General features: G+C 72.7%; 25 protein-coding genes. 17 read left to right on the top strand and 8 right to left on the bottom strand.

Annotation, left to right across the window (positions count from 1 at the left end):
* Window positions 1–9: 9 nt before the first annotated feature.
* Window positions 10–1,044 (bottom strand): LLM class flavin-dependent oxidoreductase, encoded by a 1,035-nt coding sequence (locus J2X64_RS02260; RefSeq protein WP_310148993.1) that lies wholly within the window; start codon window positions 1,042–1,044, stop codon window positions 10–12.
* A gap of 56 nt (window positions 1,045–1,100) precedes the next feature.
* Here J2X64_RS02260 and J2X64_RS02255 point away from each other — a divergent pair, with 56 nt between their 5' ends.
* The 11 genes from J2X64_RS02255 to J2X64_RS02205 all read left to right on the top strand — a co-directional run bounded on the left by J2X64_RS02255 (window position 1,101) and on the right by J2X64_RS02205 (window position 11,299).
* On the top strand, window positions 1,101–1,475 hold the full coding sequence (locus J2X64_RS02255) for a VanZ family protein (RefSeq protein ID WP_310148990.1): 375 nt from the start codon (window positions 1,101–1,103) through the stop codon (window positions 1,473–1,475).
* Window positions 1,476–1,687: 212 nt separating this feature from the next.
* Window positions 1,688–3,796 (top strand): DEAD/DEAH box helicase, encoded by a 2,109-nt coding sequence (locus J2X64_RS02250; protein WP_310148985.1) that lies wholly within the window; start codon window positions 1,688–1,690, stop codon window positions 3,794–3,796.
* Window positions 3,797–3,870: 74 nt separating this feature from the next.
* A complete protein-coding gene (locus J2X64_RS02245; protein ID WP_310148982.1) occupies window positions 3,871–4,428 on the top strand; it encodes a YqgE/AlgH family protein in 558 nt (185 codons plus the stop codon).
* A gap of 23 nt (window positions 4,429–4,451) precedes the next feature.
* On the top strand, window positions 4,452–4,760 hold the full coding sequence (locus J2X64_RS02240; RefSeq protein ID WP_310148980.1) for a DUF3039 domain-containing protein: 309 nt from the start codon (window positions 4,452–4,454) through the stop codon (window positions 4,758–4,760).
* Window positions 4,761–4,944: 184 nt separating this feature from the next.
* Window positions 4,945–5,907: a zinc metalloprotease gene (locus J2X64_RS02235; protein ID WP_310148977.1), complete on the top strand. Its 963-nt coding sequence runs from the start codon at window positions 4,945–4,947 to the stop codon at window positions 5,905–5,907.
* Between the two features lie 137 nt (window positions 5,908–6,044).
* Complete coding sequence (locus tag J2X64_RS02230) at window positions 6,045–7,796, top strand: DEAD/DEAH box helicase (RefSeq protein ID WP_310148975.1); 1,752 nt, start codon at window positions 6,045–6,047, stop codon at window positions 7,794–7,796.
* A gap of 154 nt (window positions 7,797–7,950) precedes the next feature.
* Window positions 7,951–8,571 (top strand): hypothetical protein, encoded by a 621-nt coding sequence (locus tag J2X64_RS02225; RefSeq protein ID WP_310148972.1) that lies wholly within the window; start codon window positions 7,951–7,953, stop codon window positions 8,569–8,571.
* On the top strand, window positions 8,568–9,317 hold the full coding sequence (locus J2X64_RS02220; protein ID WP_310148970.1) for a hypothetical protein: 750 nt from the start codon (window positions 8,568–8,570) through the stop codon (window positions 9,315–9,317). Before J2X64_RS02225 ends, J2X64_RS02220 begins: the two co-directional genes overlap by 4 nt.
* Window positions 9,317–9,886 (top strand): hypothetical protein, encoded by a 570-nt coding sequence (locus J2X64_RS02215; RefSeq protein ID WP_310148968.1) that lies wholly within the window; start codon window positions 9,317–9,319, stop codon window positions 9,884–9,886. The genes J2X64_RS02220 and J2X64_RS02215 overlap by 1 nt, the downstream gene beginning before the upstream one ends.
* A 69-nt stretch (window positions 9,887–9,955) precedes the next feature.
* Entirely contained in the window at window positions 9,956–10,240 is a 285-nt protein-coding gene (locus J2X64_RS02210; RefSeq protein WP_310148965.1) for a hypothetical protein, read from the top strand.
* 183 nt (window positions 10,241–10,423) lie between these two features.
* A complete protein-coding gene (locus tag J2X64_RS02205; protein ID WP_310148962.1) occupies window positions 10,424–11,299 on the top strand; it encodes an LLM class flavin-dependent oxidoreductase in 876 nt (291 codons plus the stop codon).
* Here J2X64_RS02205 and J2X64_RS02200 read toward each other — a convergent pair.
* A complete protein-coding gene (locus J2X64_RS02200; RefSeq protein ID WP_310148959.1) occupies window positions 11,280–11,768 on the bottom strand; it encodes an Lrp/AsnC family transcriptional regulator in 489 nt (162 codons plus the stop codon). The two genes, J2X64_RS02205 and J2X64_RS02200, sit on opposite strands and share 20 nt — an antisense overlap.
* A gap of 108 nt (window positions 11,769–11,876) precedes the next feature.
* On the opposite strand from J2X64_RS02200, the gene hppD reads away from it, so the two are divergent.
* On the top strand, window positions 11,877–13,094 hold the full coding sequence (hppD, locus tag J2X64_RS02195; protein ID WP_310148957.1) for a 4-hydroxyphenylpyruvate dioxygenase: 1,218 nt from the start codon (window positions 11,877–11,879) through the stop codon (window positions 13,092–13,094).
* A gap of 98 nt (window positions 13,095–13,192) precedes the next feature.
* On the opposite strand, the gene J2X64_RS02190 is transcribed toward hppD, so the two are convergent.
* Window positions 13,193–14,686 carry an amino acid permease gene (locus J2X64_RS02190; RefSeq protein ID WP_310148955.1) on the bottom strand — a complete coding sequence of 498 codons (1,494 nt, stop codon included), beginning with the start codon at window positions 14,684–14,686 and terminating at the stop codon, window positions 13,193–13,195.
* An 86-nt stretch (window positions 14,687–14,772) separates the two neighbouring features.
* On the opposite strand from J2X64_RS02190, the gene J2X64_RS02185 reads away from it, so the two are divergent.
* Complete coding sequence (locus tag J2X64_RS02185) at window positions 14,773–15,699, top strand: RDD family protein (protein WP_310148953.1); 927 nt, start codon at window positions 14,773–14,775, stop codon at window positions 15,697–15,699.
* Window positions 15,700–15,724: 25 nt separating this feature from the next.
* Here the strand turns inward: J2X64_RS02185 and fahA are convergent, their stop codons facing one another.
* From fahA to J2X64_RS02170, 3 genes are all read right to left on the bottom strand, one after another.
* Window positions 15,725–16,969, bottom strand: a complete 1,245-nt coding sequence (gene fahA / locus J2X64_RS02180) for a fumarylacetoacetase (RefSeq protein ID WP_310148950.1) — start codon at window positions 16,967–16,969, stop codon at window positions 15,725–15,727.
* The gene (locus tag J2X64_RS02175; protein WP_310148947.1) at window positions 16,966–17,832 is read right to left on the bottom strand and encodes a hypothetical protein; all 867 of its coding nucleotides are present in this window, start codon (window positions 17,830–17,832) and stop codon (window positions 16,966–16,968) included. Before J2X64_RS02175 ends, fahA begins: the two co-directional genes overlap by 4 nt.
* A gap of 87 nt (window positions 17,833–17,919) precedes the next feature.
* Window positions 17,920–19,086, bottom strand: coding sequence for a papain-like cysteine protease family protein (locus tag J2X64_RS02170; protein WP_310148944.1), 1,167 nt, complete (start codon window positions 19,084–19,086; stop codon window positions 17,920–17,922).
* A 219-nt stretch (window positions 19,087–19,305) separates the two neighbouring features.
* Between J2X64_RS02170 and J2X64_RS02165 the strand changes: the two genes are divergently transcribed.
* The 4 genes from J2X64_RS02165 to J2X64_RS02150 all read left to right on the top strand — a co-directional run bounded on the left by J2X64_RS02165 (window position 19,306) and on the right by J2X64_RS02150 (window position 23,945).
* A complete protein-coding gene (locus J2X64_RS02165) occupies window positions 19,306–20,571 on the top strand; it encodes a homogentisate 1,2-dioxygenase domain-containing protein (protein ID WP_310148941.1) in 1,266 nt (421 codons plus the stop codon).
* A gap of 3 nt (window positions 20,572–20,574) precedes the next feature.
* Window positions 20,575–20,976, top strand: coding sequence for a DUF5959 family protein (locus J2X64_RS02160; RefSeq protein WP_310148938.1), 402 nt, complete (start codon window positions 20,575–20,577; stop codon window positions 20,974–20,976).
* A gap of 228 nt (window positions 20,977–21,204) precedes the next feature.
* Entirely contained in the window at window positions 21,205–23,109 is a 1,905-nt protein-coding gene (locus J2X64_RS02155) for a 5'-nucleotidase C-terminal domain-containing protein (protein ID WP_310148935.1), read from the top strand.
* The gene (locus J2X64_RS02150; RefSeq protein WP_310153093.1) at window positions 22,992–23,945 is read left to right on the top strand and encodes an SDR family oxidoreductase; all 954 of its coding nucleotides are present in this window, start codon (window positions 22,992–22,994) and stop codon (window positions 23,943–23,945) included. Before J2X64_RS02155 ends, J2X64_RS02150 begins: the two co-directional genes overlap by 118 nt.
* Before the next feature lie 20 nt (window positions 23,946–23,965).
* Here the strand turns inward: J2X64_RS02150 and J2X64_RS02145 are convergent, their stop codons facing one another.
* A complete protein-coding gene (locus tag J2X64_RS02145; protein ID WP_310148932.1) occupies window positions 23,966–24,565 on the bottom strand; it encodes an isochorismatase family protein in 600 nt (199 codons plus the stop codon).
* 9 nt (window positions 24,566–24,574) lie between these two features.
* On the bottom strand, window positions 24,575–25,834 hold the full coding sequence (locus J2X64_RS02140; RefSeq protein ID WP_310148930.1) for an aminotransferase class V-fold PLP-dependent enzyme: 1,260 nt from the start codon (window positions 25,832–25,834) through the stop codon (window positions 24,575–24,577).
* Between the last annotated feature and the right edge of the window lie 67 nt (window positions 25,835–25,901).

Below are 25,901 nucleotides of genomic sequence, written 5' to 3'. Positions count from 1 at the left end.
GCGCCGGGGTCAGCCCCTCGGGGTGAGGCCGAACTCGGCCGCCAGCAGCTCCAGGCTGCGCAGCTTCGCGTCCAGGTCCGGGGTCGGCGCGACGAGGGAGACCTCGTCCGCACCGGCCTCGTCGGCGAGCGCGGTGAGGCCCTTGGCGACCTCGGCCGGCGGCCCCGCATACACCCGGCCCTGGAGGCTGGGCTCGATGGCGGCGAACTCGGGGCTGAGCCGGAACGTGCGGATCTCCTCCGCGCTGGGGCGCGTCGTGGCGCCACTGCGGATGCGCTGCATCTGCAGCGCCCAGCCGGCGCGGAAGTCCGCAGCGACGTCCGGGTCCTCCGTCGCCAGGGCGAGGACCGAGATGATGACGCGCGGCGTGTCACCGAGGGGGCCGGGCCGGAAGTCGCGGCGGTATGCCTGCAGCGCCTCGACGGCGAGGCCGGGGCTCATGTGGTGGGCGAAGACCGTGGCCATCCCGTTGACGGCCGCGAAGGAGGAGCCCCACCCGCTCGAGCCGAGCATGAGCAGCTCGGGGCTGGTGTCGACGACCGGGGTGGCGCGGACCGCCTTGAACGGGTGGTCGTCGGGCCAGCTGTCGGACAGGAACGCGATGAGCTCGGCCGCCTGCTGGGGGAAGTCGTCGGCGGTGAGGGCCTCGCGGGAGCGCCGCAGCGCGAACGCGGTGAGCTGGTCGGTGCCGGGCGCACGCCCCAGGCCGAGGTCGATGCGCCCCGGGTGCAGCATCTCCAGCGTCTTGAACCACTCCGCCACCTTGAGGGGGGAGTGGTTGGGGAGCATGATCCCCGCCGCGCCGACGCGGATGCCGGTGGTGAGCGAGGCGAGGTGGGCGATGAGGATCTCGGGCGAGCTGCTCGCCAGCCCGGCGAAGCTGTGGTGCTCGCTGATCCAGTAGCGCGCGAACCCGAGCCGGTCGGCGGCCTGGACCGTGCGCTCGCTGCGGGCGATGGCCTGCTGGGCGGTCATGCCCGAGGGCACGTCGACGAAGTCGAGCAGGGACAGCGGGCGCGGGGTACCGGGGGTCGGCGAGGTCACGTCGGGTGCCAACACCGGTCACCCGCCGGCGATTCCGCCCGTCTACGCTGCACCGGGTGAGCGACACGACGACCAGGACCTCCTCGGCGCGCTCGGCCTCGGTGGCGCGCGCCGCCTTTGCGCTGCTGCTGGTGGTCCACCTGTGCTGCCTGTACTGGCCGCGCGTCGACGTGCAGGGGCCGGTGACGTGGACCGACAAGGTCGTCCACCTCCTGCTGTTCGGGGTGCCGACCGTCGTCGGTCTGCTCGCGGGGCTGCGGCCTGCGTGGCTCGTCGGCCTGCTCGCCCTGCACGCCCCGGTCAGCGAGCTCGTGCAGCACTACCTGCTGCCGCACCGGGACGGCGACGTCTGGGACGCCGTGGCGGACCTGTCCGGCGTCGTGCTCGGCGTCACGCTCGTCGTGGTCGGGAGGGCTCGGCGTCGCTGGTAGACTGGTCGGGCTCAGTTCGGCGGCGCCTGGCAGCGCCACCCGCGGCAGTGAAGCCGCACCGATGTCCCCGATGCCGACTGACGCCCACCGGATGACGACCGTCGATCCGGTCCACCGGGCCCTTCGTGGCCTGAGGCTCGTCTTTCCCGGTCTCCCTCGCCAGGTGGCTCGAGACGTGTCTACCTCGAGTACCTGAAGTGAGTTGAACACCTGTGCCCAAGAACCTGCGATCCGCCGCGCCCAAGAAGGCCCGCTGGACTGCTGACCAGAAGGCTGCCGCGAAGAAGGGTCCCAAGAAGGCCCACCGCGGACAGTCGACCAACCGCCCGGCGCGTGACGCCGACCGCCTCGTCCGTCGCGAGTTCGACCGTGACGACCGTCCGGCGAAGCGTTTCGACCGTGACGACCGCCCGGCGAAGCGTTTCGACCGTGACGACCGCCCCGCGCGTCGTTTCGACCGTGACGACCGTCCGGCCAAGCGTTTCGACCGTGACGACCGCCCGGCGAAGCGTTTCGACCGTGACGAGAACCGTGGCCCGCGCCAGTACGACCGCGACGACCGCCCGGCGCGTCGTTTCGACCGCGACGACCGTCCGGCGAAGCGTTTCGACCGTGACGAGAACCGTGGCCCGCGCCAGTACGACCGCGACGACCGCCCGGCCAAGCGTTTCGACCGTGACGAGAACCGTGGCCCGCGCCAGTACGACCGCGACGACCGCCCGGCCCGCCGTTTCGACCGTGACGACCGCCCCGCGCGTCGTTTCGACCGTGACGAGAACCGTGGCCCGCGCCAGTACGACCGCGACGACCGCCCGGCCCGTCGCTTCGACCGCGACGACCGCCCCGCGCGTCGCTTCGACCGTGACGACCGCCCTGCGCGTCGCTTCGACCGCGACGACCGCCCGGCCCGCTTCGAGGACCAGGTGGACCCCGAGGCCGAGCGCATGGAGGCCGACACCTGGGTCAAGGCGACCCGCACGTCGGTCGACGGCCCCGTGACGGTCGAGGCCGACAACGGCTTCGCCGCCCTCGGGCTCGCCGAGCGCCTCGTCGAGCGGCTCGCCCGCGACGGGATCACCACCCCGTTCCCGATCCAGGCGGCGACCATCCCGGACGCCCTCGCCGGCCGCGACGTCCTCGGCCGTGGCCAGACCGGCTCCGGCAAGACCCTGGCCTTCGGCCTGCCGATGCTGGCCCGCCTGGCCGAGCGCCCCAAGGCGGCCCCGCGCCGGCCGCGTGCGCTCGTCCTGGTCCCCACCCGCGAGCTCGCCATGCAGGTCTCCGACGCGCTCGAGCCGCTCGTGCACGTGCTCGGCCTGCGCCACAAGCTGGTCGCCGGCGGCCTCTCGTACACCACCCAGATCAACGCCCTGAACCGTGGCGTCGAGGTCCTCATCGCGACCCCGGGCCGCCTGAAGGACCTGCTCGAGCGCGAGGCCGTCGAGCTCGGCGAGGTCGAGGTCGCGGTGCTCGACGAGGCCGACCACATGGCCGACATGGGCTTCATGCCCGAGGTCACGGCGATCCTCGACAGGATGCCCGAGGGCGGCCAGCGGCTGCTCTTCTCGGCCACGCTCGACAACGGCATCGACACCCTCGTCGAGCGCTACCTCACCGACCCGGTGACCCACTCCACCGACGACGCCAAGGCGTCGGTCACCACCATGGAGCACCACGTCCTGCTCATCGAGCCGGTCCACAAGAAGGTCATCACCGCCGAGGTCGCCAACCGCGAGGGCCGCACCGTCGTCTTCGTGCGCACCAAGCTCGGCGCCGACCGCGTCGCGATGCAGCTGCGCGAGCAGGGCGTCTTCGCCGCGGCGCTGCACGGCGGTCTCGGCCAGGGCGCGCGCAACCGCGTGCTCGGCGCCTTCCGCGACGGCAGCCTGCCGGTGCTCGTCGCCACCGACGTGGCGGCCCGCGGCATCCACGTCGACGACGTCTCGGTGGTCCTGCAGGTCGACCCGCCGGCCGACCACAAGGACTACCTGCACCGCTCCGGCCGCACCGCCCGCGCCGGTGACAAGGGCACCGTCGTGACCCTGGCCCTCCCGCACCAGCGCCGCACCATGGAGCGGATGGCGCGCGAGGCCGGCATCGACGCCGTCCCGACCAAGGCCGTCCCCGGTGACGAGCGCCTCGCGGCCACCGGCGCCAGCGCCCCCAGCGGTGTCCCGGTGTCCGAGGAGCGCTTCAAGCGGCTCCTCGAGGGCGAGAAGCGCCAGCACCGCGGCGGTCCGCGCGGCCCGCGCTCCGGTGGCCCCCGCGGCCGCCAGGGGGGTCGCCCCTACGGCGGCGCCCGTCGCAGCCCGCGCGACTGACCCGCAGGTCAGCCGTTCCGCCACAGCCCCGGTCCCCGTGACCGGGGCTGTGGCTTTGTGGGCAGAATGGAGGGGTGGAGAACGAGGACCTGTCCGGCAGCCTGCTGCTCGCGACACCCCAGATCGAGGAGGGGGTGTTCCGCCGCAGCGTCGTGCTCCTGCTCCACCACGACGCCGAGGGGGCGCAGGGCGTGGTGCTGAACCGCCCGCTCGACGCCCGCGTCGACGCGGTCCTGCCGGAGTGGCAGGACCACGTGACCGCGCCCCAGGTCCTCTTCGAGGGCGGCCCGGTGGGCCTGGACAGCGCACTCGGGCTGGTCACCGTCCCGGGTGACGTCGAGCCGATGGGGGTCAAGCGGCTCTTCGGCGGGGTCGGCCTCGTCGACCTCGACACCCCGCCCGAGCTCGTCATGCCCGAGGTGGCGGGGATGCGGATCTTCGCCGGGTATGCCGGGTGGTCGCCCGGGCAGCTCGAGGAGGAGGTCGACAGCGGGTCCTGGTACGTCGTGGAGGCCGAGGGTCGTGACGCGTTCGACGACGACCCGCAGAGCCTGTGGGTGCGCGTGCTGCGCCGCCAGCGCGACCACCTCGCCTTCGTGGCCACCTTCCCGGTGGACCCGGAGATGAACTGAGGCACCCGGCATACACTCGGGGGATGAGCGAGCCCCAGATCCCCCTGGACGACCCGCACGCGCCGCAGGCGCAGCCGCAGCAGCAGACGAGCACGGCGGTGCTCGAGCGCGAAGAGGTGCAGGAGCAGCTGCAGGAGCCCGGCGACCACGAGCGCTTCTCCCACTACGTGCGCAAGGAGAAGATCCTCGAGAGCGCGCTGTCGGGGGAGCCGGTGACCGCCCTGTGCGGCAAGGTCTGGGTGCCAGGCCGCAACCCCGACCGGTTCCCGGTGTGCCCCACGTGCAAGGAGATCTACGAGGGCCTGCGCGCACCGCAGGACGGCGAGGACTGAGTCAGGGGACTGGGTCCCGCAGGTCGCGTTTGCCTGCGGACGCCTCTGCTGTTGCCCCAAGCATGGTGGACTCTTTACCTCTGCCTGTGCTTTCGCGGCAGTGCCGCTGACGAACGCGCTCCTAGCGTGCGCAGGAGAACTGCCCGCCGCACCGGGCTGGTGGTCCTCCTGCGAAAGGACGCACATGTTGCTTCGTTCCCGACTCGCGCTCTCCTCGTTGGTGCTGGGGGCTGCAGCCCTCGCCCTCGGGCAGGGCAGCGCACTGGCCCAGCCGATGGCGGGGGAGTCCACGGTGGCCGCGGAGTGCGCGACGCACTCGGACCCGGTCAACGCGGCGCGCTCGGCCCAGGGCGGCAACCGCAAGGACGGCAACGAGCTGTCGGCCGCGCAGGTCCGCTCGTACGAGGACGCGTTCGCCAAGGCCATGGCCGCCAAGGGGTACACCAAGAGCCCCAACGGCTCGGCGCGCAAGCCGGGCGGGGGAGGCGCGTTCTCCCCGACCACGGTCAACGTCTACTTCCACGTCATCACCAGCGGCACGACCGGTGACGTCTCGGGGCTGGTCTCCAAGCAGATGTCGGTGCTCAACGGCGCCTACAGCGGCACGGGCTTCTCGTTCGTCAACGCCGGCGTGGACAAGACCGACAACGCCTCCTGGTACAACCTGTCCCAGGGCAGCACGGCCGAGCGCGCGATGAAGACGGCCCTGCGCAAGGGCACGATGGACGACCTCAACATCTACACGGCCAACCTGTCGGGCGGCCTGCTCGGCTGGGCGACGTTCCCCAAGTCCAGCTACGACGTCATGGACGGCGTGGTCGTCCTCGACCAGAGCCTGCCCGGCGGCACGGCCTCGCCGTACAACCTCGGCGACACCGCCACGCACGAGGCGGGCCACTGGTTCGGGCTCTACCACACGTTCCAGGGCGGCTGCACCGGCCAGGGCGACTCCGTCGACGACACCCCCGCCGAGGCCTCCCCGGCCTTCGGCTGCCCCACGGGTCGGGACAGCTGCACGCGCTCGCCGGGCCAGGACCCGATCAAGAACTTCATGGACTACACCGACGACGCCTGCATGGACACCTTCACCCCGGGCCAGACCACGCGGGCGCAGAACGCCTGGGTGACCTACCGCCAGGGGAAGTAGCCGGCACACCCGGCAACGGCCGTGGAGGACCCACGCGGACCTCTCCGGCGACACGCCCTAGCACACCCCCGAGGCCCCGGCAGACATGCCGGGGCCTCGGCATGTCGTTGTCGGGCAACGGTTATCGTGGCGGGCCTATGAGTACTGCCGCCGCCTCCCACCTGTCACCAGCGTTCCCGGAGCGGGCGGCCTGGGGGACGGCGTCCAAGCTGCGCGCCTGGCAGCAGGAGGCGCTCACGACCTACCTCCGGTCCACGCCTCGCGACTTCCTCGCCGTCGCGACGCCCGGCGCCGGCAAGACGACCTACGCCCTGCGCCTGGCCACCGAGCTGCTCGGGCGCGGGACGATCTCCGCGGTGACGATCGTCGCCCCGACCGAGCACCTCAAGGTGCAGTGGGCGGAGGCGGCGGCCCGGGTGGGCATCCACATCGACCCCCGGTTCTCCAACTCCTCGGCCCGGCACTCCAGCGAGTACGACGGCGTCGCCCTCACCTACGCCCAGGTCGCGAGCCGCCCGTCGCTGCACCGCACCCGCACCGAGACCGCGCCGACCCTGGTGATCCTCGACGAGGTGCACCACGGCGGCGACAACCTCTCGTGGGGTGACGCCATCCGCGAGGCGTTCGAGCCCGCCACCCGACGGCTCGCCCTGACCGGTACCCCCTTCCGCTCCGACACCTCGCCGATCCCGTTCGTCCGCTACGAGATGGACCAGGCCGGCATCCGCCGGTCCGCGGCGGACTACACCTACGGGTATGCCGAGGCGCTGCGCGACGGCGTCGTGCGCCCCGTGCTGTTCATGGCCTACGGCGGTGCCATGCGCTGGCGCACCAAGGCCGGCGACGAGATCGCCGCGCGCCTCGGCGAACCGCTGACCAAGGACGCGATGGCGCACGCGTGGCGCACCGCCCTGGACCCCAAGGGCGAGTGGATCCCCGCCGTGCTCGCCGCGGCCGACAAGCGGCTGACCGAGGTGCGTCGCGGCGTGCCCGACGCCGGCGCCCTCGTGATCGCCTCGAACCAGACCAGCGCCCGCGCGTACGCCCGGATCCTGGAGTCCATCACCGGCACGAAGCCGACCGTCGTCCTGTCCGACGACGCAGGCGCCTCGGCCCGCATCGAGGAGTTCGCCTCCAGCGACTCCCGGTGGATGGTCGCGGTGCGGATGGTCTCCGAGGGCGTCGACGTGCCCCGCCTGTGCGTCGGCGTGTATGCCACGTCGACCTCGACCCCGCTCTTCTTCGCCCAGGCGGTCGGCCGCTTCGTCCGGGCCCGGCGCCGCGGTGAGACCGCCTCGGTGTTCCTGCCCTCCGTGCCGGTGATCCTCGAGCACGCGGCCCGCCTGGAGGACGAGCGCGACCACGCCCTCGACCGCGTCACCAAGGACGACTCCGAGGCCTCGATGTGGGCCGAGGAGGACGCGCTCGTCGCCGCCGCCAACCGCACCGAGAAGACGGTGGGCCTCGACGAGAGCACCTTCGAGGCGCTGGAGTCCGACGCCGAGTTCGACCACGTGCTCTTCGACGCCAAGCAGTTCGGCCTCGGTGCCGCCGTCGGCTCCGAGGACGAGCAGGAGTACCTCGGCCTGCCAGGGCTGCTCGAGCCGGACCAGGTGGCGCTGCTGCTGCACGAGCGGCAGACCGCCCAGAGCGGCCGGCGGACCAAGGCCGCGCCGCAGCCCGTGTCGGCGCACCGCGCGCTCGCCGCCCAGCGCAAGGAGCTCAACGGGCTCGTCGCGGCATACGCCCGCAAGACCAACGCGCCCCACGGCGTGGTGCACAACGACCTGCGCCGCGCGTGCGGCGGCCCGTCCCTCGATGCGGCGACGTCGTCCGAGGTCGCGGCACGCATCGAGAAGATCCGCGCCTGGCTGGTCGGGCGCCGCTAGCGCTGTCGGCCCCTCGTCCCGGACGCTGCGACGCCGGGGGGCCCCGGTTGGGGAGTGCTCCCCACGGTGCTGCGCGACGCTGGCCGGTAGGGTCGGGCACGGCGCTGGCGGAAGGGGTCCGCGGGCGCCGAGACCACCGCCTGAGGGGGAGACGATGACCATCGAGGTGAACTACGCCGGGATGCGCGAGCTGGCCCACGCGGCCGAGCAGCAGCGCTCGTACCTGCGTTCGGTCCACTCGTTCGTGGCCGGGAGCTGTGCGAACTTCGGGGCGTTCAGCGGCTTCATGACCATCTTCGCCGGCCAGTACCGCTCGGCCTACTCCGACGCCGAGGCCAGCCTGTCGCAGAGCCCGGAGGCGGCCCAGGGCATGGCCTCGAAGATCCGGACGACCGCGTCCAACTTCCACGACAGGGACATCGCCGCCTCGGACCGCATGAAGGCGTTCGAGACGAAGATCACCACCGCCGGCCTGCCGACGATGGGACCCGCCGGCCCGATGGCCCCGGCCGACCCGGGGCCGGTCGTGTCCCGCGGCGACAAGAACATCGCCGGCGGCACCGGCGTCGTGGCCGACGTGACGCGCGAGGGCGAGAACCTGTTCAACCCGCACGTGCCGGCCCACGCCTGGGACGACGGGCCGAAGAGCCTCAACCCGTTCTCGCCGATCGCCCTCGCCGGCGAGATCGAGAGCGCCGTCAACACCACGGCGGACGCCGCGAGCGTCGGCGACGACCTCGAGGACTACGAGGCGTTCGAGGCGGGGGAGAAGTGAGCACGCTCGCCCTCAGCGACCCCGCCGGGTACCTGCACGGGGCCAGCGGGTCGCAGGCCTTCGGGGACGTCATCGAGAACGCCAAGGGCAACTGCGGGCCCATCCTGCAGGGCATCGACTGGGCGATGACGAAGATCCTGCACTGGTCGCCGATCGAGGCGATCATGAGCCCGATCGCGGGCGACTTCAACGGCGTCGACGAGATGCGCAGCAACTGGGAGTCGACCAGCAAGGCGCTGCACGAGGTCTCGGAGAACTACCGGCGCATGGCCGGGCACGTCGACCAGGCCTGGCGCGCCCACTCGGCCACCCTCGCGAGGGCCGAGCTGCTCGACCTCGCCTCGGCGCACGGCAGGCAGAGCACCGCGACCAGCCTGATGAGCCGCCAGCTGGGCAACATGCTGTCCGCGACCTCGCAGGTGGTGCAGGCCGTGGCGGGGATCCTCGGCCTCGTCGAGGAGTGGGTGGTCACGCTCAGCGTGGCCAAGCTCGCCAAGGAGCTCATCACCATGGGCTCGGGCATCCGCCGGGCGATCTCGCTCATCAACCAGGCCATCGACCTCATCGTCAACCTCTCCAAGCTCATCCCCGCCCTGGTCGAGGCGTGCGGCATCTTCGCCCTCGTGATGCAGGGCGTGAACGTCGTGCTCGCCGGCGCGGCTGCCGCGACGCACGGCAAGGCCGGCTCGCACGTCGACGAGACGGCCGGCGCGGGCTTCCCCGGCACCGGACCGGGTGACCTCTGATGACTGCGACCCCCGGCGACCGCGAGCTAGACGAGCTCGTCCACCGGGCCGAGGCCGCCCTGCGCCGGCAGGAGTCAGAGATCGCCGAGGTCCTCGCCGGCGTCGAGCGGGCGAAGGCGCTGACGGAGCGGGCCCGGGTCGAGATCGAGCAGGGGCGGGCGCAGGACGCCGCCGACCGGCGCGCCGAGGAGGACGAGGCCCGCCGCGGCGAGCACGGTCACGACCGGCAGGTGCTCCAGCGCCGGCTCGACGCCGAGCAGACGACGTGGCGGGCGGTGCTCTCCGGCGCCGACGAGCACGAGAGCGCCGTGGCCTACCGCGACGCGGTGGGCGTGCAGGCCCGGGCCGTGGTCGACCGCCTCAGGGAGGAGGACCCGGAGTGGGGTGCCGCGTTCGACCGCTTCGGCCCCGACTCCCCGGTCGAGTTCCCCGAGCGGCCGGTCGACGACCGCATCGACCCGCTGCGACCCGGTGCCCTGGGCCAGACCGGCCACACCGAGCCGCCCCGGGGACCCGGTCACGGGTCCGACGGCCCGCGGCGGCCCCCGAACGGTGGCGGCGTGTGGTGACGGGCCGGCCCTCGACCGTCCTGCCAGCCCGTCCCCGTGACCGACGTCCTTCCACCGAGAGGTAGCACCGTGGCCAACGCCTACATCGAGACCCGCATCAAGGTCACCCGGGTCCTGCTCATCGTGCTCGGCGTGGTCATCGCGGCGCTCTTCACGTGGGGCGCCGTCGCCGTGCCCGAGCCCGGCTGGTGGGTCGCGCTGCCCCTCAACGCCCTGGCCATCGCCCTCGTGCTCGTGGGCAGCCGCCGGAGGATCGCCACCCGCGGCGAGGCCGGCAACGGCGTGATGTCCCTGGGCGGGCTGCTCATCGTGGCCTCCGTCTTCGTGTCCTTCGCCCTGGGCAACGCGGCCTGACGCTGACGGCGTCGCCCCGGCCGCGCATCCCGACCCCGGCGGCCCGCGGCACCGGGGTCGGCCAGTTGCGCCGATTCCCGCACGCGACCCCGAGCGCGGGTGGAACGATCGGGGTCGACGTGAGCGACCCCGCGGCGGCCCAGTCCCCGTCGCCGCGGGCCGCCCAGTGCCGGAGGAGGTCCGATGCGGCTCGGTGCCCTGGTGCTCCCGCAGGAGTCGTGGCGGGACGCGCGGCACACGTGGACGCGCCTGGAGGAGCTGGGCTTCGACGCCGCGTATGCCGCTGACCACCTCACCCACCCCACCGTGGCCGGCCGCTGGTGGGCGGACGGGTGGACGACCCTCGCGGCTGCCGCCGGGGTCACGAGCACGATGCGCCTCGGCACCCTGGTCGCGTCGGCAGCGGTCCGCAGCCCCACCGTCCTGGCCCGCACCTCCACCACGCTGCAGGACATCAGCGACGGGCGCTTCGTCCTGGGCCTCGGTGCCGGACTGCCCGGGGACGTGCTGGCGGACCGCGGTGAGCTGGTGGCGATGCGTGACCTCTGGGACCGCTACGAGGAGTCGGTGTCGGCGCTGCGGGCACTCTGGCTCGGGGGTTCGACCTGGGAGGGCAGCGTCGTCCGGATCGAGGGGGTGCAGCCGGCCGCGCACGCGCCCGGACGGCTTCCGCCCCCGGTGGTCATCTCTGCGGGTGGGCCCCGTGGGTTCGACCTCGCGGCTCGGCAGGGCGACGGCTGGGTGACCTTCGGCGGGGCCGCGCTGGCCGAGCTCGACGGAGCCGGCTGGTGGAAGGCCCTGGCCCGCCAGTCGCGTCGCGTGACGGTGGCCTGCGAGCGGATCGGGCGCGACCCGGCCGCGATCGGGCGGTCGGTCCTCGTCGGGTGGGGGACGCTGCGCCCGCTCGCCTCCGTCCAGGCGCTGGCCGACACGGTGGGCGAGGCGACGGATGCCGGCTTCGACGAGGTCGTCGTCTACGCGCCGCTGGGGGAGCCGGGGGACCGGTTCTGGGCGGACCCCGACGTCGTCGCCGAGGCGGTCACTGCGCTGCGTCGCTGACGGGCGTCGCCGCCGCCTGCACCAGCGGCAGGGTCCGCAGGGGTATGCGCGTCGCCAGGGAGATCGCGGTGTTGGCCCGGACCACGTGGCGGTCGTCGACCACGGCGTCGATGACGCGCTGGAGGTCGGCGTTGTCGCGGGCGACCACGGAGATGAACAGGTCACCGGAGCCGGTGATGGTGTGCGCCTCCAGCACCTCGGGGATGCGGGCGAGGTGCTCGACGACGGGGGAGTGGCCGCGGCCCTGCCGGATCTCGAGCGTGCAGAACGCCGAGACGGGGTAGCCCATCGCCGCCGGGTCGAGCTGCGGCGCCCACGACCGGATCACGCCGCGCTGGGCCAGCCGGTCGAGCCGGGCCTGCACCGTGCCCCGGGCGACCCCGAGCTCGCGCGAGGCGCCGAGCACCCCGATCTGGGGCTGCTCGGTGAACAGGGTGACCAGCCGCCGGTCCAGGTCGTCGAGGGACATGGACACATTGTCCACTGGATCGGCGCTTGCGGCGACCATTTCGCACATCCTGCGCAGCCGCACGGCACACGGTTGCACACCTCGGCAGCACCGCGGCACCCTGCCGCCATGACGACCACCAGCGACACGAACCTCGACCTCACGCCGCAGGAGCGCGAGGCCAACCTCGACCTCGAGCAGCTCAAGCAGCTCGTCGGCCTCGTCGAGTACGACGAGTCGAAGGACCCGTTCCCGGTCACCGGCTGGGACGCCATCGTCTTCGTCGTGGGCAACGCCACCCAGGCCGCGCAGTACTACCAGTCCGCCTGGGGCATGGAGCTCGTCGCGTACTCGGGTCCGGAGAACGGCCAGCGCGACCACAAGTCCTTCGTCCTGAAGTCCGGCTCGATCCGCTTCGTCCTCAACGGTGCCGTCAGCCCCGACAGCCCGCTCGTCGAGCACCACGCGAAGCACGGCGACGGCGTCGTCGACATCGCCCTCGAGGTGCCGGACGTCGACAAGTGCATCGCCCAGGCCCGCTCGGCCGGTGCCCGCGTCGTGCGCGAGCCGGAGGACCTCACCGACGAGCACGGCACGGTCCGCATCGCCTCGATCGCGACCTACGGCGAGACGGTGCACACCCTCGTCGACCGCTCGCGGTACGACGGCCCCTACCTGCCCGGCTACGTCGCCAGGGAGTCGACCTGGGTCAAGCGCGAGGGCGCGCCGAAGCGGCTGTTCCAGGCGCTCGACCACATCGTCGGCAACGTCGAGCTCGGCAAGATGGACGAGTGGGTGACCTTCTACAACAAGGTCATGGGCTTCGTGAACATGGCGGAGTTCATCGGCGACGACATCGCCACCGATTACTCGGCGCTGATGTCCAAGGTCGTCGCCAACGGCAACCACCGGGTCAAGTTCCCGCTCAACGAGCCGGCGATCGCCAAGAAGAAGAGCCAGATCGACGAGTACCTCGAGTTCTACCGCGGCCCCGGCGCCCAGCACCTCGCGCTCGCGACCGGCGACATCCTGCGCACCGTCGACGAGCTGCGCGCCAACGGGATCGAGTTCCTCGACACCCCGGACTCGTACTACGAGGACGACGAGCTGCGCGCCCGCATAGGCGAGGTCCGCGTGCCGATCGAGGAGCTGCAGAAGCGCAAGATCCTCGTCGACCGCGACGAGGACGGCTACCTGCTGCAGATCTTCACCAAGCCGCTCGGCGACCGGCCGACCGTCTTCTTCGAGATCATCGAGCGGCACGGGTCGCTCGGCTTCGGCAAGGGCAACTTCAAGGCGCTGTTCGAGGCCATCGAGCGCGAGCAGGACGCGCGCGGCAACCTCTGACCCGCCCCACCCCCCGACATCGGGGGTGTGGAGGTGACGGATCCGTCACCTCCACACCCCCGATCGTCGTCCCCGGGGCCAACGGGGCGTGGGCGGCCTCAGGCGGAGCGCGCCGGCCCCGGCACGCGCTGGGCCAGGCGGGCGTTGCGCCGGCCGTACACGGCATACAGCACCAGGCCCAGGACCATCCACACGGCGAAGCGCAGCCACGTCTCCAGCGACAGGTTCGTCATGAGGTAGAGGCACGCGAGGGCCGACAGGACCGGCACGACGGGTGAGAAGGGAGTGCGGAACGGGCGCGGCAGGTCCGGCTTGGTGCGGCGCAGGATCGGCACGGCGATCGAGACGACGACGAAGGCGAAGAGGGTCCCGATGCTGACCAGGTCGGCGAGGGCCTTGAGCGGCACCAGCCCGGCGAGCAGCGCCACGAGGACGATGGTGCCCATGGTGATGCGGTACGGGGTGCCCCACTTCGGGTGAACCTTCGCCACGGCGGGCGGCAGCAGGCGGTCGCGGCCCATCGAGAAGCCGATCCGGCCCATGGCGACGATGTCGACGAGGATGACCGACGTCAGGCCGGCGACGGCTGCCACGGCGATGAGGTTCGCCGCCCAGTGCGCCCCGACGGCCTCGAAGGCGCTCGCGATCGGCGCGCCCTCGTTGAGCTTGCGGTAGTCGACCATCCCGGTCAGGACGAGCGAGACGCCGACGTAGAGGACCGTGCAGATGCCGAGGGTCCCGAGCAGGCCGAGGGGCAGGTCGCGGCTGGGCCGGCGGGTCTCCTCGCCGAGGTTCGCCACCGCTTCGAACCCGGTGTAGGAGAAGAACACCACGGCCGCGGCGGTCAGCACGCCGGCGAACCCGAAGGCGGTCGGCTGGATGCCGAACACGGCCTGGCTCAGCGGCTGCGCCAGGCCCGAGGTGCCCTGCTTGACCGGCTGGGCCGGCGGGATGAACGGCGTCAGGTTGGACGCCTTGACGAAGAAGGCCCCGGCGATGATGACGAAGACGCAGATGGCGACCTTGATGAGCACCAGCGTGTTCGTCACCCGGGCGCTCTCGCGGATGCCGATGACCGCCACGATGCCGAGGACGAGCACGATGGCGACCGCTCCCACGTTCACGGTCGAGGTCTCGCCGAACAGCCCCGTGGGCAGGTCGAACAGCTCCTGCATGTAGCCCGACCAGCCGCGGGCCACCACGGCCGCGCCGAGGGCGAACTCGAGGATGAGGTCCCAGCCGATGATCCAGGCGAAGACCTCGCCGATCGTCGCGTACGCGTAGGTGTAGGCGCTGCCCGCGGTCGGCACGGCCGACGCGAGCTCGGCGTAGCAGAGCGCGGCGAGCAGGCTCACCACGCCGGCGACGGCGAAGGAGATGACGACGCCGGGGCCGGCGTGGTTCTTGGCCTCGATGCCGGTCAGCGTGAAGATGCCCGTGCCGATGACGATGCCGATGCCGAAGCCCATGAGGTCCTTGGCCCCGAGGCGGCGGGCGAGGCGGGTGCCGTCGCCCTCGCTGCCGGCGTCGCCGGCCTGGGCCAGGACGTCCTCGACGGGTTTGGTCCGCAGGACGGAGTCGTTGCTGCTCATGGCGTTTCACCCTAGGTGCGGCGGAGCGCGAGCGCGCGGCGGGGCCGTGGGCCGGAACGGGGCAGCGTGCGTGAGAGGCTGTCGCCATGAGCACGCCATCGAGCCCGGGCTGGTACGACGACCCGGAGGACGCCGCCCTGCTGCGGTACTTCGACGGCGTGGTCTGGACCAGGCACACGACACCCAAGAGCACCCGTCCCGCGACCACCGCCGAGCAGGCGGCCCAGGCGGGGGCCGAGGCCGCCCGGCACTGGGTGGCGCCCGGTGGCCACGGACCCGGTGGGCGCGGCGCGGGCCCGGGCACCCAGGGCGGTGTGCCGGGTGCGCAGGGTGGTATGCCGGGTGGTGCGCCGGGCGCGCAGCCGGGCCGCCCCAACCCGCAGTTCCCCGGGGCGCCGCAGCAGCACCAGTGGAACGCGCCGCCGATGGGTCAGGGCTGGGCGACGGGTCCGACCACACCGGACGGCCAGCCGCTGGCGAGCTACTGGCAGCGCGTGGGCGCCTACATCATCGACGCCATCATCACCGGCGTCGCGAGCTTCGTCCTCGGCGGCTGGCTGCTCTACCGGGCGATGCAGCCGTTCTTCGACGGGTTCGCGAACGCCGTCCGCTCCGGGGACACCGCGGCGATGGACCGCATCACCTCGCAGATCGACTACGGCTACCTCGCCGGGTTCAGCCTCGTCGCGGGCGTGGTCGCGTTCGCGTACCAGGTCTTCTTCCTGACGCGCAGCGGCGCCACCCCCGGCAAGGCCGTCTCGGGCATCTCGGTGCGGCTGCGCGAGCGGCCGGGCCCGCTGTCGCTCGCGGACGCCTCACGGCGCGCCTCGGTGCAGGCGGTCCTGGGGATGCTGGGCAACATCCCGCTCATCGGCACGTTCGCGTCGATCGCCGCCCTCCTGGACCTGCTGTGGCCGGCGTGGGACGCCAACCGCCAGGCGTGGCACGACAAGGTCGCCGCCACCAACGTCGTCGTGGGTCGGCAGCCTCGTGACGGGCGGCCCGGGCAGTAGCGGCAAGCGGCAACCGGCAGGTGGCCTAGCCGGCGGCCGGGACGACCGTCCCGCTCACCTCGCCGAGCCCGATCCGCACGCCGCCGGGTCCGGGCGCCCAGGCCCGCAGGACGAGCGTGTCGCCGTCCTCGATGAAGGACCGGGTGCTGCCGTCGTCCAGGGTCACCGGCTCGGTGCCGTTCCACGTGAGCTCCAGGAAGCTGCCCCGCGTGCGCGGCTCGGTGCCCGAGATGGTCCCGGACCCGAACAGGTCGCCGCTGCGCAACGAGGCGCCGTTGACCGTCAGGTGCGCGAGCATCTGCGCCGGCGACCAGTACATGTCCCGGTACTCGGGCCGCGACACCACGGTGCCGTTCCACACGACCTCGTAGTGGACGTCGAGGCCCAGGGCCGCGTCGCCGGTGCCCCGCAGGTACGGCAGCGGCTCCGGGTCCTGTCCCGGGAGGTCCACGCGGGCCGCGGCCAGCGCGTCCATGGTGACGACCCACGGTGAGATCGACGTGGCGAACGACTTGCCGAGGAAGGGGCCGAGCGGGACGTACTCCCACGCCTGGATGTCGCGGGCGCTCCAGTCGTTGAGCAGCACGACGCCGAAGAGGTGCTCGCCGGCCTGGTCGATCGGGACCGGGTGGCCGACGCGGGACGAGCCGCCGACGACGAAACCGAGCTCGGCCTCGATGTCGAGCTTGCGGCTGGGCCCGAACGTCGGCGCGGGGTCGCTCGGGGCCTTGCGCTGCCCGCTCGGCCGGACGACGTCGGTCCCCGACACGACGACCGTGCCGGACCGGCCGTGGTATCCGATGGGCAGGTGCTTCCAGTTGGGGGTCAGCGGCTCGGAGTCGGGGCGGAAGATCCGGCCGACGTTGGTCGCGTGGTGCTCGCCGGCGTAGAAGTCGACGTAGTCCGCGACCTCGATCGGCAGGTGCATGACCACGTCGCCGACCGGGACGAGGTGGGGGCGGGTGCGCTCCTCGTGCACCGGGTCCGTGAGCACCTCCTGCAGCCACGACCGGGCGACCGTCCACGCGGGTCGCCCGAGCTCGAGGAACGCGTTGAGGCTCGGGCGCTCCCACGCGGCGGTGAGGTCCGGGCCGTCGCCCACACCGACGGCGTCGCGGCCGATCCGCGCCACCGCGCCGGCGTCGAGCACCCACTCGCCGACGCGCACCCCCACGCGGGGGTCGGTGCCCTCGGTGGAGAAGACGCCGTACGGCAGGTTGTCGAGGCCGAACGCGTCGTCCTCGGCGAGGTCGATCCAGGACGTGGTCATGCGTGCTCCTCCAGGAGGCCGAGGGCGGCCAGCTCGGTGATCGGGTCGGTGACGCCGCAGCAGCCGTATGCCGGGAAGAAGGCACGCACGATGGCGGCGTCGGCGGCGCTCATGCGGGTGACGTGGGGGACCAGGACGCCCGGGTCGCGCTCGGACAGCAGCGGCACCAGCTCGTCGACGTCGTCGCCGTTGAGGGCCCACCGCACAGCGACGAGGACGTTGAGCAGGCCGTGCTGCTCCTGCCCGTCGTGGGAGCCGCGGACGGCGTGGTGCAGGCCGCCGGTGAGCTTGAAGCCGAGGTCTTGGTCGACCGCGGTGCGCACGAACGCCGCGAGCTCGCGCTCGTCGGGCCAGGCCCACGTGTCGGTGGCACCGGTGCGGAACTTCGCCTGCAGCGGGCGGTTGTCGGAGGCGTCCGCCGCGATGTCGGCGACCGCCTCGACCTGCGCGTCGCCGCGCGGCACCTCGAGGGTCAGTGGCACGCCCGGGTCCGGCGCCTCGCGCCACGACGGCTCCCACCCGCGCTCGACCCCGACGACCTCGACGCCGTCGGCCGACCGCAGCCGGGCGACCGCGTCGACCACCTGCTCGACAGGGGTGCCCGGGCGACCGATGACGGCCACCCTCAACGGGTCGGCGTCCGCGCCGGCGGCCAGCGGTACGAGGTCTCCCGCCGCGGAGGCGGGGACGAGGAGCGGGCCGACGAGCCCGGCATACCAGCTGGTGCGGTGCACCCGGTGCATCCGCACGGCCTCGTCGAGGGGGGCGTTGCCCGGCGGGAAGACCGCCGCGTCGTCGACGAGGCCGGCGAAGAGGCCGGGCTCGGCGGGGCGGGGTGCGGCGGCGTCCGACAACCTCGTCATGACGCGCACCCTACTGGCGCGCGTCGGCGCCGCGCGGACCGGCCGCGCGGCGCCGACTGCGACGCCGGTGGGGCTCCAGGACGGCCGTCAGGCGCCCATGGTGTCGTCCATGTCGCCGAGGGCCCGCGCCGCCTCGCGCAGCGACCCGACGGCGTCCGCGAACGGCACCGGCTCACCGGCCGGCAGCGGTCCGACGGCGGTGAGCGGGACGAGCTGGTCGCCCTCGCCGCCCTCGTAGCTCAGCCACAGCGCCTCGAAGTTCAGGGCGGGCACGCGGTAGAGCCGCAGCTGGCACTCGCGCTCGTCCTCCCCGGCCCGGTCGACCGCGACCTCGAGGGCGGCGCGGAACGGCTCGAGGTGGTGCGGGGACGAGGACATCCCGCGGACCTCGCCCTCCCGGCTGTCGTCGACGTCGAACCACGCCTGGGGCACGCCCTCCAGCGTCTCGTAGACCCGCAGGCCGACGGGTTCCCCGGTCGGCGCCGCCTTGCGCCGCCCGGTGAGCGCGTCGAGGCCGACGGAGTAGACCGGCTGGGCCAGGCCGAGCGAGGCGCTGGTGTCGCCGGCGGACTCGCGGGCGGCCTCGGCATACGGCGCCTGCTTGAGCTTGAGCAGCGGGCGCACGTCCCAGATCTTCCGCAGGATCGGCTCGGCCACGAGGATCGGGATGATGGGCAACCTGAAGTACCTCTTCGTGTAGTACGTATGGGTCCAGGTGCCGCTGCCCTGGTAGTTCGTGGAGAAGTCGGCGACGCTCAGGTGCGACTTGCCGTAGATCGGGTCGTCGATGTCAAAGTACTCGTGGCCGAGGAACCGGCTGTAGCCGTAGATGCACATGAAGTGGCCGCCACCGCCGCTCCAGCCGATGCGGGCGCCGACGGGCCGGCCGGCGTCGATCTCCGCCTTCACCTGGCTGAAGGTCGCCGGGCCGGTGATGCTGACGAAGTTGTTCGTGCGGGTCAGGGCGCGGTCGAGGTACCAGGGCACGTTGGCCGCGGCCGGGACCGGGGTGTTGCAGGCGTCCGTGCGACCGAGCTCGGCGTTGGCGACGCGACACTGGGTCCACGAGCTCCAGAACCAGTAGTAGTGCGACACGCTCGTCGACGTCGCGGCCCAGCACCAGTTGGACTGCGTCTGCGCCTGCATGTCGAACCCGAGCTGGCGGGACTGGAACAGCGTCCCCCACCAGTCGAGGTCCCAGAGCAGCGATCGGTACGGTCGCGACGTCGCCGCGACCAGGTCGTCGATGGACATGGGTCGAACCCCTTTTTCTCGAAGGTGGCGCCACCGTTTGCAGTGGCCTTGGAGGGGGTTGGCCCGAGTCTCCCGCGATGCCGTGCGGTCGGGCTCATCCAGGTGCAGTAGCGCCCACCTGCGCCGTCGCCACCGGGCGCGGGGGAGTCGGGCCACGGGCGCGTGACCGGCGTGACATGCTCGGACCCAGCACCCCTTTCGACGACGAGAGAGCGAGCGATGGCGCACTACCAGGCGATGGGCAGCATCCCGCCCAAGCGGCACACCCAGCACCGGCGTCCCGGCGGCCGCGGCAAGCCCGGTGAGCTGTACTACGAGGAGCTCATGGGGGAGGAGGGCTTCTCCTCGGACTCCTCGCTGCTCTACCACCGCACCATCCCGTCGACCGTCTCCGGCGCCCGCGAGTGGGTCCTGCCGGACCTCTCCACGACGCCGAACCACCCGCTCCAGCCGCGGCACCTCAAGCTGCACGACCTCTTCACGCCGAAGCAGGTCAAGGACACCGACGTCGTGACCGGGCGCCGGCTCGTCCTCGGCAACGGGGACGTGCGCATCTCGTATGCCGTGGCCGGTGCGCCGAGCCCGTGGTACCGCAACGGGATCGGCGACGAGTGCGTCTACGTCGAGCGCGGCCGGGCCCGGGTCGAGACGGTCTTCGGGGCGTTCGACGTGGCCGAGGGCGACTACCTCGTCATCCCGCGGGCGACCACCCACCGCTGGATCCCCAAGCGCTCGACCAAGGACCCGCTGCGGGCGTACTGCATCGAGGCCAACAGCCACATCACGCCGCCGAAGCGCTACCTGTCCAAGTACGGCCAGCTGCTCGAGCACGCGCCGTACTGCGAGCGCGACCTGCGGGCGCCGCAGGGACCGCTGCTCGCCGAGGACGTGGGGGACAAGGCCACCGACGAGTCCGAGGTCTACATCAAGCATCGCGGGAACGGCCCGTCCGGCATCGTCGGCACCGTCCACGAGCTGCCGTTCCACCCGCTCGACGTCGTCGGCTGGGACGGCTGCCTGTACCCCTACGCCTTCAACGTCCGCGATTTCGAGCCCATCACCGGTCGCGTGCACCAGCCGCCGCCCGTGCACCAGGTGTTCGAGGGCTGGAACTTCGTCATCTGCAACTTCGTGCCCCGCAAGGTCGACTACCACCCGCTGTCGATCCCGGTGCCGTACTACCACTCCAACGTCGACAGCGACGAGATCATGTTCTACGTCGACGGCGACTACGAGGCGCGCAAGGGCTCGGGCATCGGCAGGGGCTCGATCTCGGTGCACCCCGGCGGCCACGCGCACGGCCCGCAGCCCGGGGCGTCCGAGGCGTCGATCGGCGTGGAGTACTTCGACGAGCTCGCCGTCATGGTCGACACGTTCCGGCCGCTGGAGCTGGGGGAGGCGGGGCTGGCCGTCGACGACGGGAAGTACGCCCTGTCGTGGAGCGCCGGGCGCTCGCGGGACGGTTCCGACTACTCGATCGGCTGACCCGTGGAGCCGGGGCCGCTGGAGCTCGTCCGGCTCGTCGACCCCACGGCCGGCCTCGTCGTCCGGGTCCTGGGGGCCCCGGAGGGCTCCGACGACCTGGACGTCGTGGTCGAGGTCGTCGGAGCGGTCCGTGCGAGCTGGCCCGACGTCGTGTCCCGCGCCGACCTGGCCGAGTGGGAGGCGGGCCTGGACGAGCTCGAGCAGGGCCGCCCGGTGTCGTGGCGTGACGGCGGCAGCGGCGTCGCGCTGCGGCTGACCCCGTGGCCGGCGGGGGACAGGGTGGACGTGCGGGTGTGGGACGAGGCGAGCACGGGCATCGAGGTGGGTATGCCCGTGCGGCCGGCGCCGGGCTGGGTCGCCGAGCACCGTTCGCTGGTCGCCCGCGTGCGCACGGCACACCCCTGAACGAGCCCGCCGGCGAACCCCGGACGACCCGCTGGCGACGGCTGGATGGCCGCCCGGCGAACCGTGGCATGGCCGGTCGTGCTGGCCGAATCCATACCGTCCGGGGTCTCCCCGGGCCGTCGGGCCGAGGCTAGGGTGGAGCCTTCGCCACGTCGCCGACGCCCGCACCCGCAAGCCGTCGCGGACGCCCACCGACCCACGAGGTCACCGAGGTCCCAGGAGGTCCTGATGCCCACTCCCGACTCCGCCGTCGCCCGCCTGATCGCCACCGAGCGCTCCCGGAGGGAGATGCTGGCGATGGCCGCCGTCGGTGGTGCCGGCGCCGGCGCCGCGTTCCTCGGCAGTGGCACCGCCCACGCGGCCCAGGAGAAGGGGCCGAAGCAGGGTGGGTCCGCGTCCTACCGGCTCACGGTCATGGGCACCACGGACACGCACGGCAACGTCCTCAACTGGGACTACTTCAAGGACGCCGAGTACGACGACTCCAAGCACAACGACGTCGGCCTGGTCAAGATCGCCACCCTCGTCGCCGGCGTGCGCGCCGAGCGCGGCACCGACCGGACCCTCATGCTCGACGCCGGCGACACCATCCAGGGCACGCCGCTGTCGTACTACTACGCGCGCATCGACCCGATCACGGGCGGCTCGAAGCACCCGATGGCGATCGCCATGAACCAGATCGGCTACGACGCCGCCGCGCTGGGCAACCACGAGTTCAACTACGGCATCGACACCCTGCGCACGTTCGAGTCCCAGTGCGACTTCCCGCTGCTGTCGGCCAACACGGTCGACTGGACCACCGGCGCACCCGCGTTCAAGCCGTTCCTCATCCGCAGCTTCAAGGTGCCGGGCGTCGCCAAGCCGCTCAAGGTCGGCATCCTCGGTCTGGTCACGCCCGGCGTGGCCATCTGGGACAAGGCCAACGTCGACGGCCAGCTCCGCTTCCCCGGCATCGTCGAGCAGGCCAAGGTCTTCGTGCCGAAGCTGAAGCAGGCCGGCTGCGACCTCGTCGTCGTCGCGTGCCACTCCGGCTCTGAGTCCACGTCCTCGTACGGCGACGCCCTGCCCTACCCGGAGAACGCCTCCACCCAGCTGGCCGAGCAGGTCGCCGGCATCGACGCCGTCCTCGTCGGGCACTCGCACGTCGAGATCGTCGAGCGCTTCGTCGACAGCAAGGTCACCGCGGGCAAGAAGGTCCTGCTCACCGAGCCGCTCAAGTGGGGCATGCGCCTGTCGGTCATCGACTTCGACGTCACCCACGACGGCAAGCGCTACGTGCTGCAGGACGTGCACTCCCACCTCCTCGACTCCAAGAACGTCCCCGAGGACGACACCGTGGCCGCCCTCCTCGCCGACGACCACGCGGTCGTGCGCACCTACGTCAACTCGGTCATCGGCACGTGCACCCTGGCGATGTCCGCGGCGACCGCGCGGTTCGAGGACACCGCCGCCCTCGACTTCATCAACCACGTGCAGGGCCAAGCCGTGAAGGCCGCGCTCGTCGGGACGCCGCAGGAGTCGCTGCCGGTGCTCTCGATCGCCGCGCCGTTCAACCCCGACGCCGCGATCCCGGCCGGCAACGTGACCGTCCGCGACGTCGCGGGGCTCTACATCTACGACAACACGCTGCTGGGGATCGTCTTCACGGGCGCCCAGGTCAAGGACTACCTCGAGTACTCCGCCCGGTACTTCCAGCAGGTCACCGGCACGGGCCCGTACAACCCCGACCAGGTGACCCGGGCCGTCACGTCGACGGCGCCGAACGGCACGCCGGACTACAACTACGACGTCATGGGCGGGCTCGACGCCTCCCTGGCCTACGACATCGACATCGCCCAGCCCGTCGGCTCGCGGATCACCAACCTGACCTACGACGGCAAGGCGCTCGACCCGGCCGCGCAGTTCGTCATCGCCATCAACAACTACCGCCAGTCCGGTGGCGGCGGCTTCCCCGGTGTGACGACGGCGCCGGTCGTCTACAACGCCCAGGCGGAGATCCGCCAGCTCATCATCGACTGGGTCACCCAGCAGGGGACGATCGACCCGACCACCTTCACCACCTACGACTGGAAGCTCGTCGCCGACGGGCAGCCGGTCATCGTCGAGGGTGCCTCCGAGGGCGGCCGCCACTGACCCGTCTGCTCGTCACCGGCGCCAGCGGGGCGCTGGGGCGGGCGGTGGCCGAGCGCGCGCAGGCCGCCGGTCACGACGTCGTCGGCACGTTCCTCACCTCGCGCCCTGCGGATGCAGCGGGGCGCGAGGTGAGGCGGGTCGACCTGCGCGAGCTCGCGGCGACCAGTGCGCTGCTCGCCCAGGTGCGCCCGGACGTCGTCGTCCACACGGCATACCGGCAGGACGACTGGGCGACCACGGCGGGTGGCGCCGCGCACGTGGCCCTCGCCTGCGCCGACCACGGCGCACGGCTGCTGCACGTCTCCAGCGACGTGGTCTTCCGGGGCGACCGCGACCACTACACCGAGGACGACGAGCCGGATGCCGTCGAGCCGTACGGCCGCTCCAAGGTTGCCGCGGAGCAGGCGGTGCTCGCGTGCGCGCCCGGGGCCGCGGTCGTCCGTCCGTCGGTGGTCCTCGGCTCGTCCCGCGGACGCCTCTCGCCGACGGAGCAGCTCGTCCACGACCTGGCGACGGGGACCCGGGAGGGCGCGCTGTTCACCGACGACGTCAAGTGCCCGGTGCACGTCGACGACCTTGCCGACGTGCTGCTCGAGGTCGTCGAGCGGGAGCTCTCCGGGGTGCTCCATGCCGTCGGGCCGGACGCGCTGAGCCGACACGAGATCGGCCTGCTCGTCGCCGCTCGCGACGGGCTCGACGCCTCGCGCCTGGCCAGCACGACCCGGGCCGAGGCGGGGGTCGGGGGTGCGGCCCGGCTGGTCCTGGACGGCAGCCGCACGCGGGCCCTGCTGCGCACCCGCATCCGCGGCGCCCACGAGTTCCTCACCGCCGGCTGACGGCGCCGACGGAGGTGTGCTCAGGCGCCCGCGGGGTGGCCGGTCAGGACGACGCCCGCGGCCGCGAGCTCCTCGAGCGCTGCCGCGGTCGTCTGCGGGGCCACTCCCGCGGTGAGGTCCAGCAGGACCGTGGTGACGAAGCCCTCGCGCGCAGCGTCGAGCGCGGTCGCACGGACGCAGTGGTCGGTGGCGATGCCGACGACGTCGACCTCCTCGACGCCGCGCTGGCGCAGCCAGTCCGCGAGCCCCACACGCCGGTCGCCCTCGGCCGTGGACCCCTCGAAGCCGCTGTAGGCCGCACTGTGCTGGCCCTTGCGGAAGACCGCGTCGACGTGCTCGAACGCCTCCTCGGCGCCGGGGTGGAACAGGGCGCCGTCCGTGCCGACCCGGCAGTGCACCGGCCAGGAGTCGACGTAGTCGGGGGCGTCGCTGAAGTGCGCACCCGGGTCCTCGTGCCAGTCGGCGGTGGCGACCACGGCGGCATACTCCCCGTGGTGGTCGCGCACGTGCGTGCTGATCCGGCGCGCCACCTCCGCACCACCGGCCACGGCGAGGGAGCCGCCCTCGCAGAAGTCGTTCTGCACGTCGACGAGGACCAGGGCGCGGGGGGCGGGTGCCATGGCGCGACGCTACTGGAAGGCGTCGATCCGCTCGACGGTGTCGCGCAGCGCGGACATGCCGTCGACGACCTCGGCGAAGCTGGTCGACAGGGGCGACAGGCCGATCCGGATGCCGTCGGGGTCGCGGTAGTCGGGGATGACGCCCTCCTCCCACAGCGTCGCGGTGACGGCCCGGAAGCCGCGGCGCCGCAGGGTGACGTGTCCGCCGCGCAGGTCGGGGTTGCGCGGGCTGGTCACCTCGACCCCGAGCGGGGCGAGCTCGGCGTCGGCGATGCGCAGCGCGAACTCGGTCAGCTCCACCGACTTGGCGCGGATCGCGGCCATCCCGGCCTCCTCGATGAGGTCCAGCGTCGTGTCGAGCGGGACCATCGCGAGGATCGGCGGGGTCCCGGAGACGAAGGACCGCAGCCCGGCCGCGGGCTCGTACCCCGGCCCCATGTCGAAGGCGTCGCGCCGTCCGAGCCAGCCCCAGATCGGCTGCTGGAGCGCGTCCTGGTGGCGGGTCGCGACGTACGCCCACGCGGGCGCACCCGGGCCGCCGTTGAGGTACTTGTAGGAGCAGCCGACCGCGAGGTCCGCACCCCACGCGTCGAGCTCCGCCGGCACCGACCCGACCGTGTGGCTGAGGTCCCACAGCACGACACCGCCGGCCTCGTGGACGGCCTCGGTGATGCCGGGGCCGTCGGCGATGTGGCCCGACCGGTAGGCCACGTGGCTGAAGACGGCCAGGCCGGTCTGCGGGCCGACGACCTCGCGCACCTGCTCGAGGGTCACCCCGGCGGACGGGTCGGTCTCGATCCACCGCAGGGTCAGGCCCCGCTCGGCGGCGATGCCCTCGAGGACGTAGCGGTCGGTGGGGAAGTTGTCGGTGTCGAGGACGACCTCGGTGCGTCCCTGCGCGGCCATGGCGTCGACGGCGGCGCGGCAGAGCTTGTAGAGCAGCACGGTGGTGGAGTCGCCGACGAACACCTGGCCGGGACCGGCACCGAGGCACAGCCGGCCGAGCCGGTTGCCGACCTCCATCGGCCAGTCGAGCCAGCGCTCGTCCCAGGACCGGATGAGCCGGTTGCCCCACGGGCCCGCGACGAACTCGGTCAGCCGCCTCGCCACGTCCGCGACCGGGCGGCCGAGGGAGTTGCCGTCGAAGTACGCGACCAGGTCGCTGCCCTCGGGGGTGAGGAACCGGTCACGGAAGCCGGCGAGCGGGTCGCGGGCGTCGAGCTCGGCGGCCTCGGCGCGGAAGTCGGCGGGAGCGTCCTGGGCGGTCATGACCGCATCCTACGGACGGCGGTGCAACGGCGGGGAGGCGTCCGGACCGCCCGGCGGGGAGGCGTCC

Source organism: Phycicoccus sp. 3266 (assembly GCF_031456495.1).
Taxonomy (GTDB): Bacteria; Actinomycetota; Actinomycetes; order Actinomycetales; family Dermatophilaceae; genus Pedococcus.
This window is presented reverse-complemented; position numbering and strand designations above follow the sequence as displayed.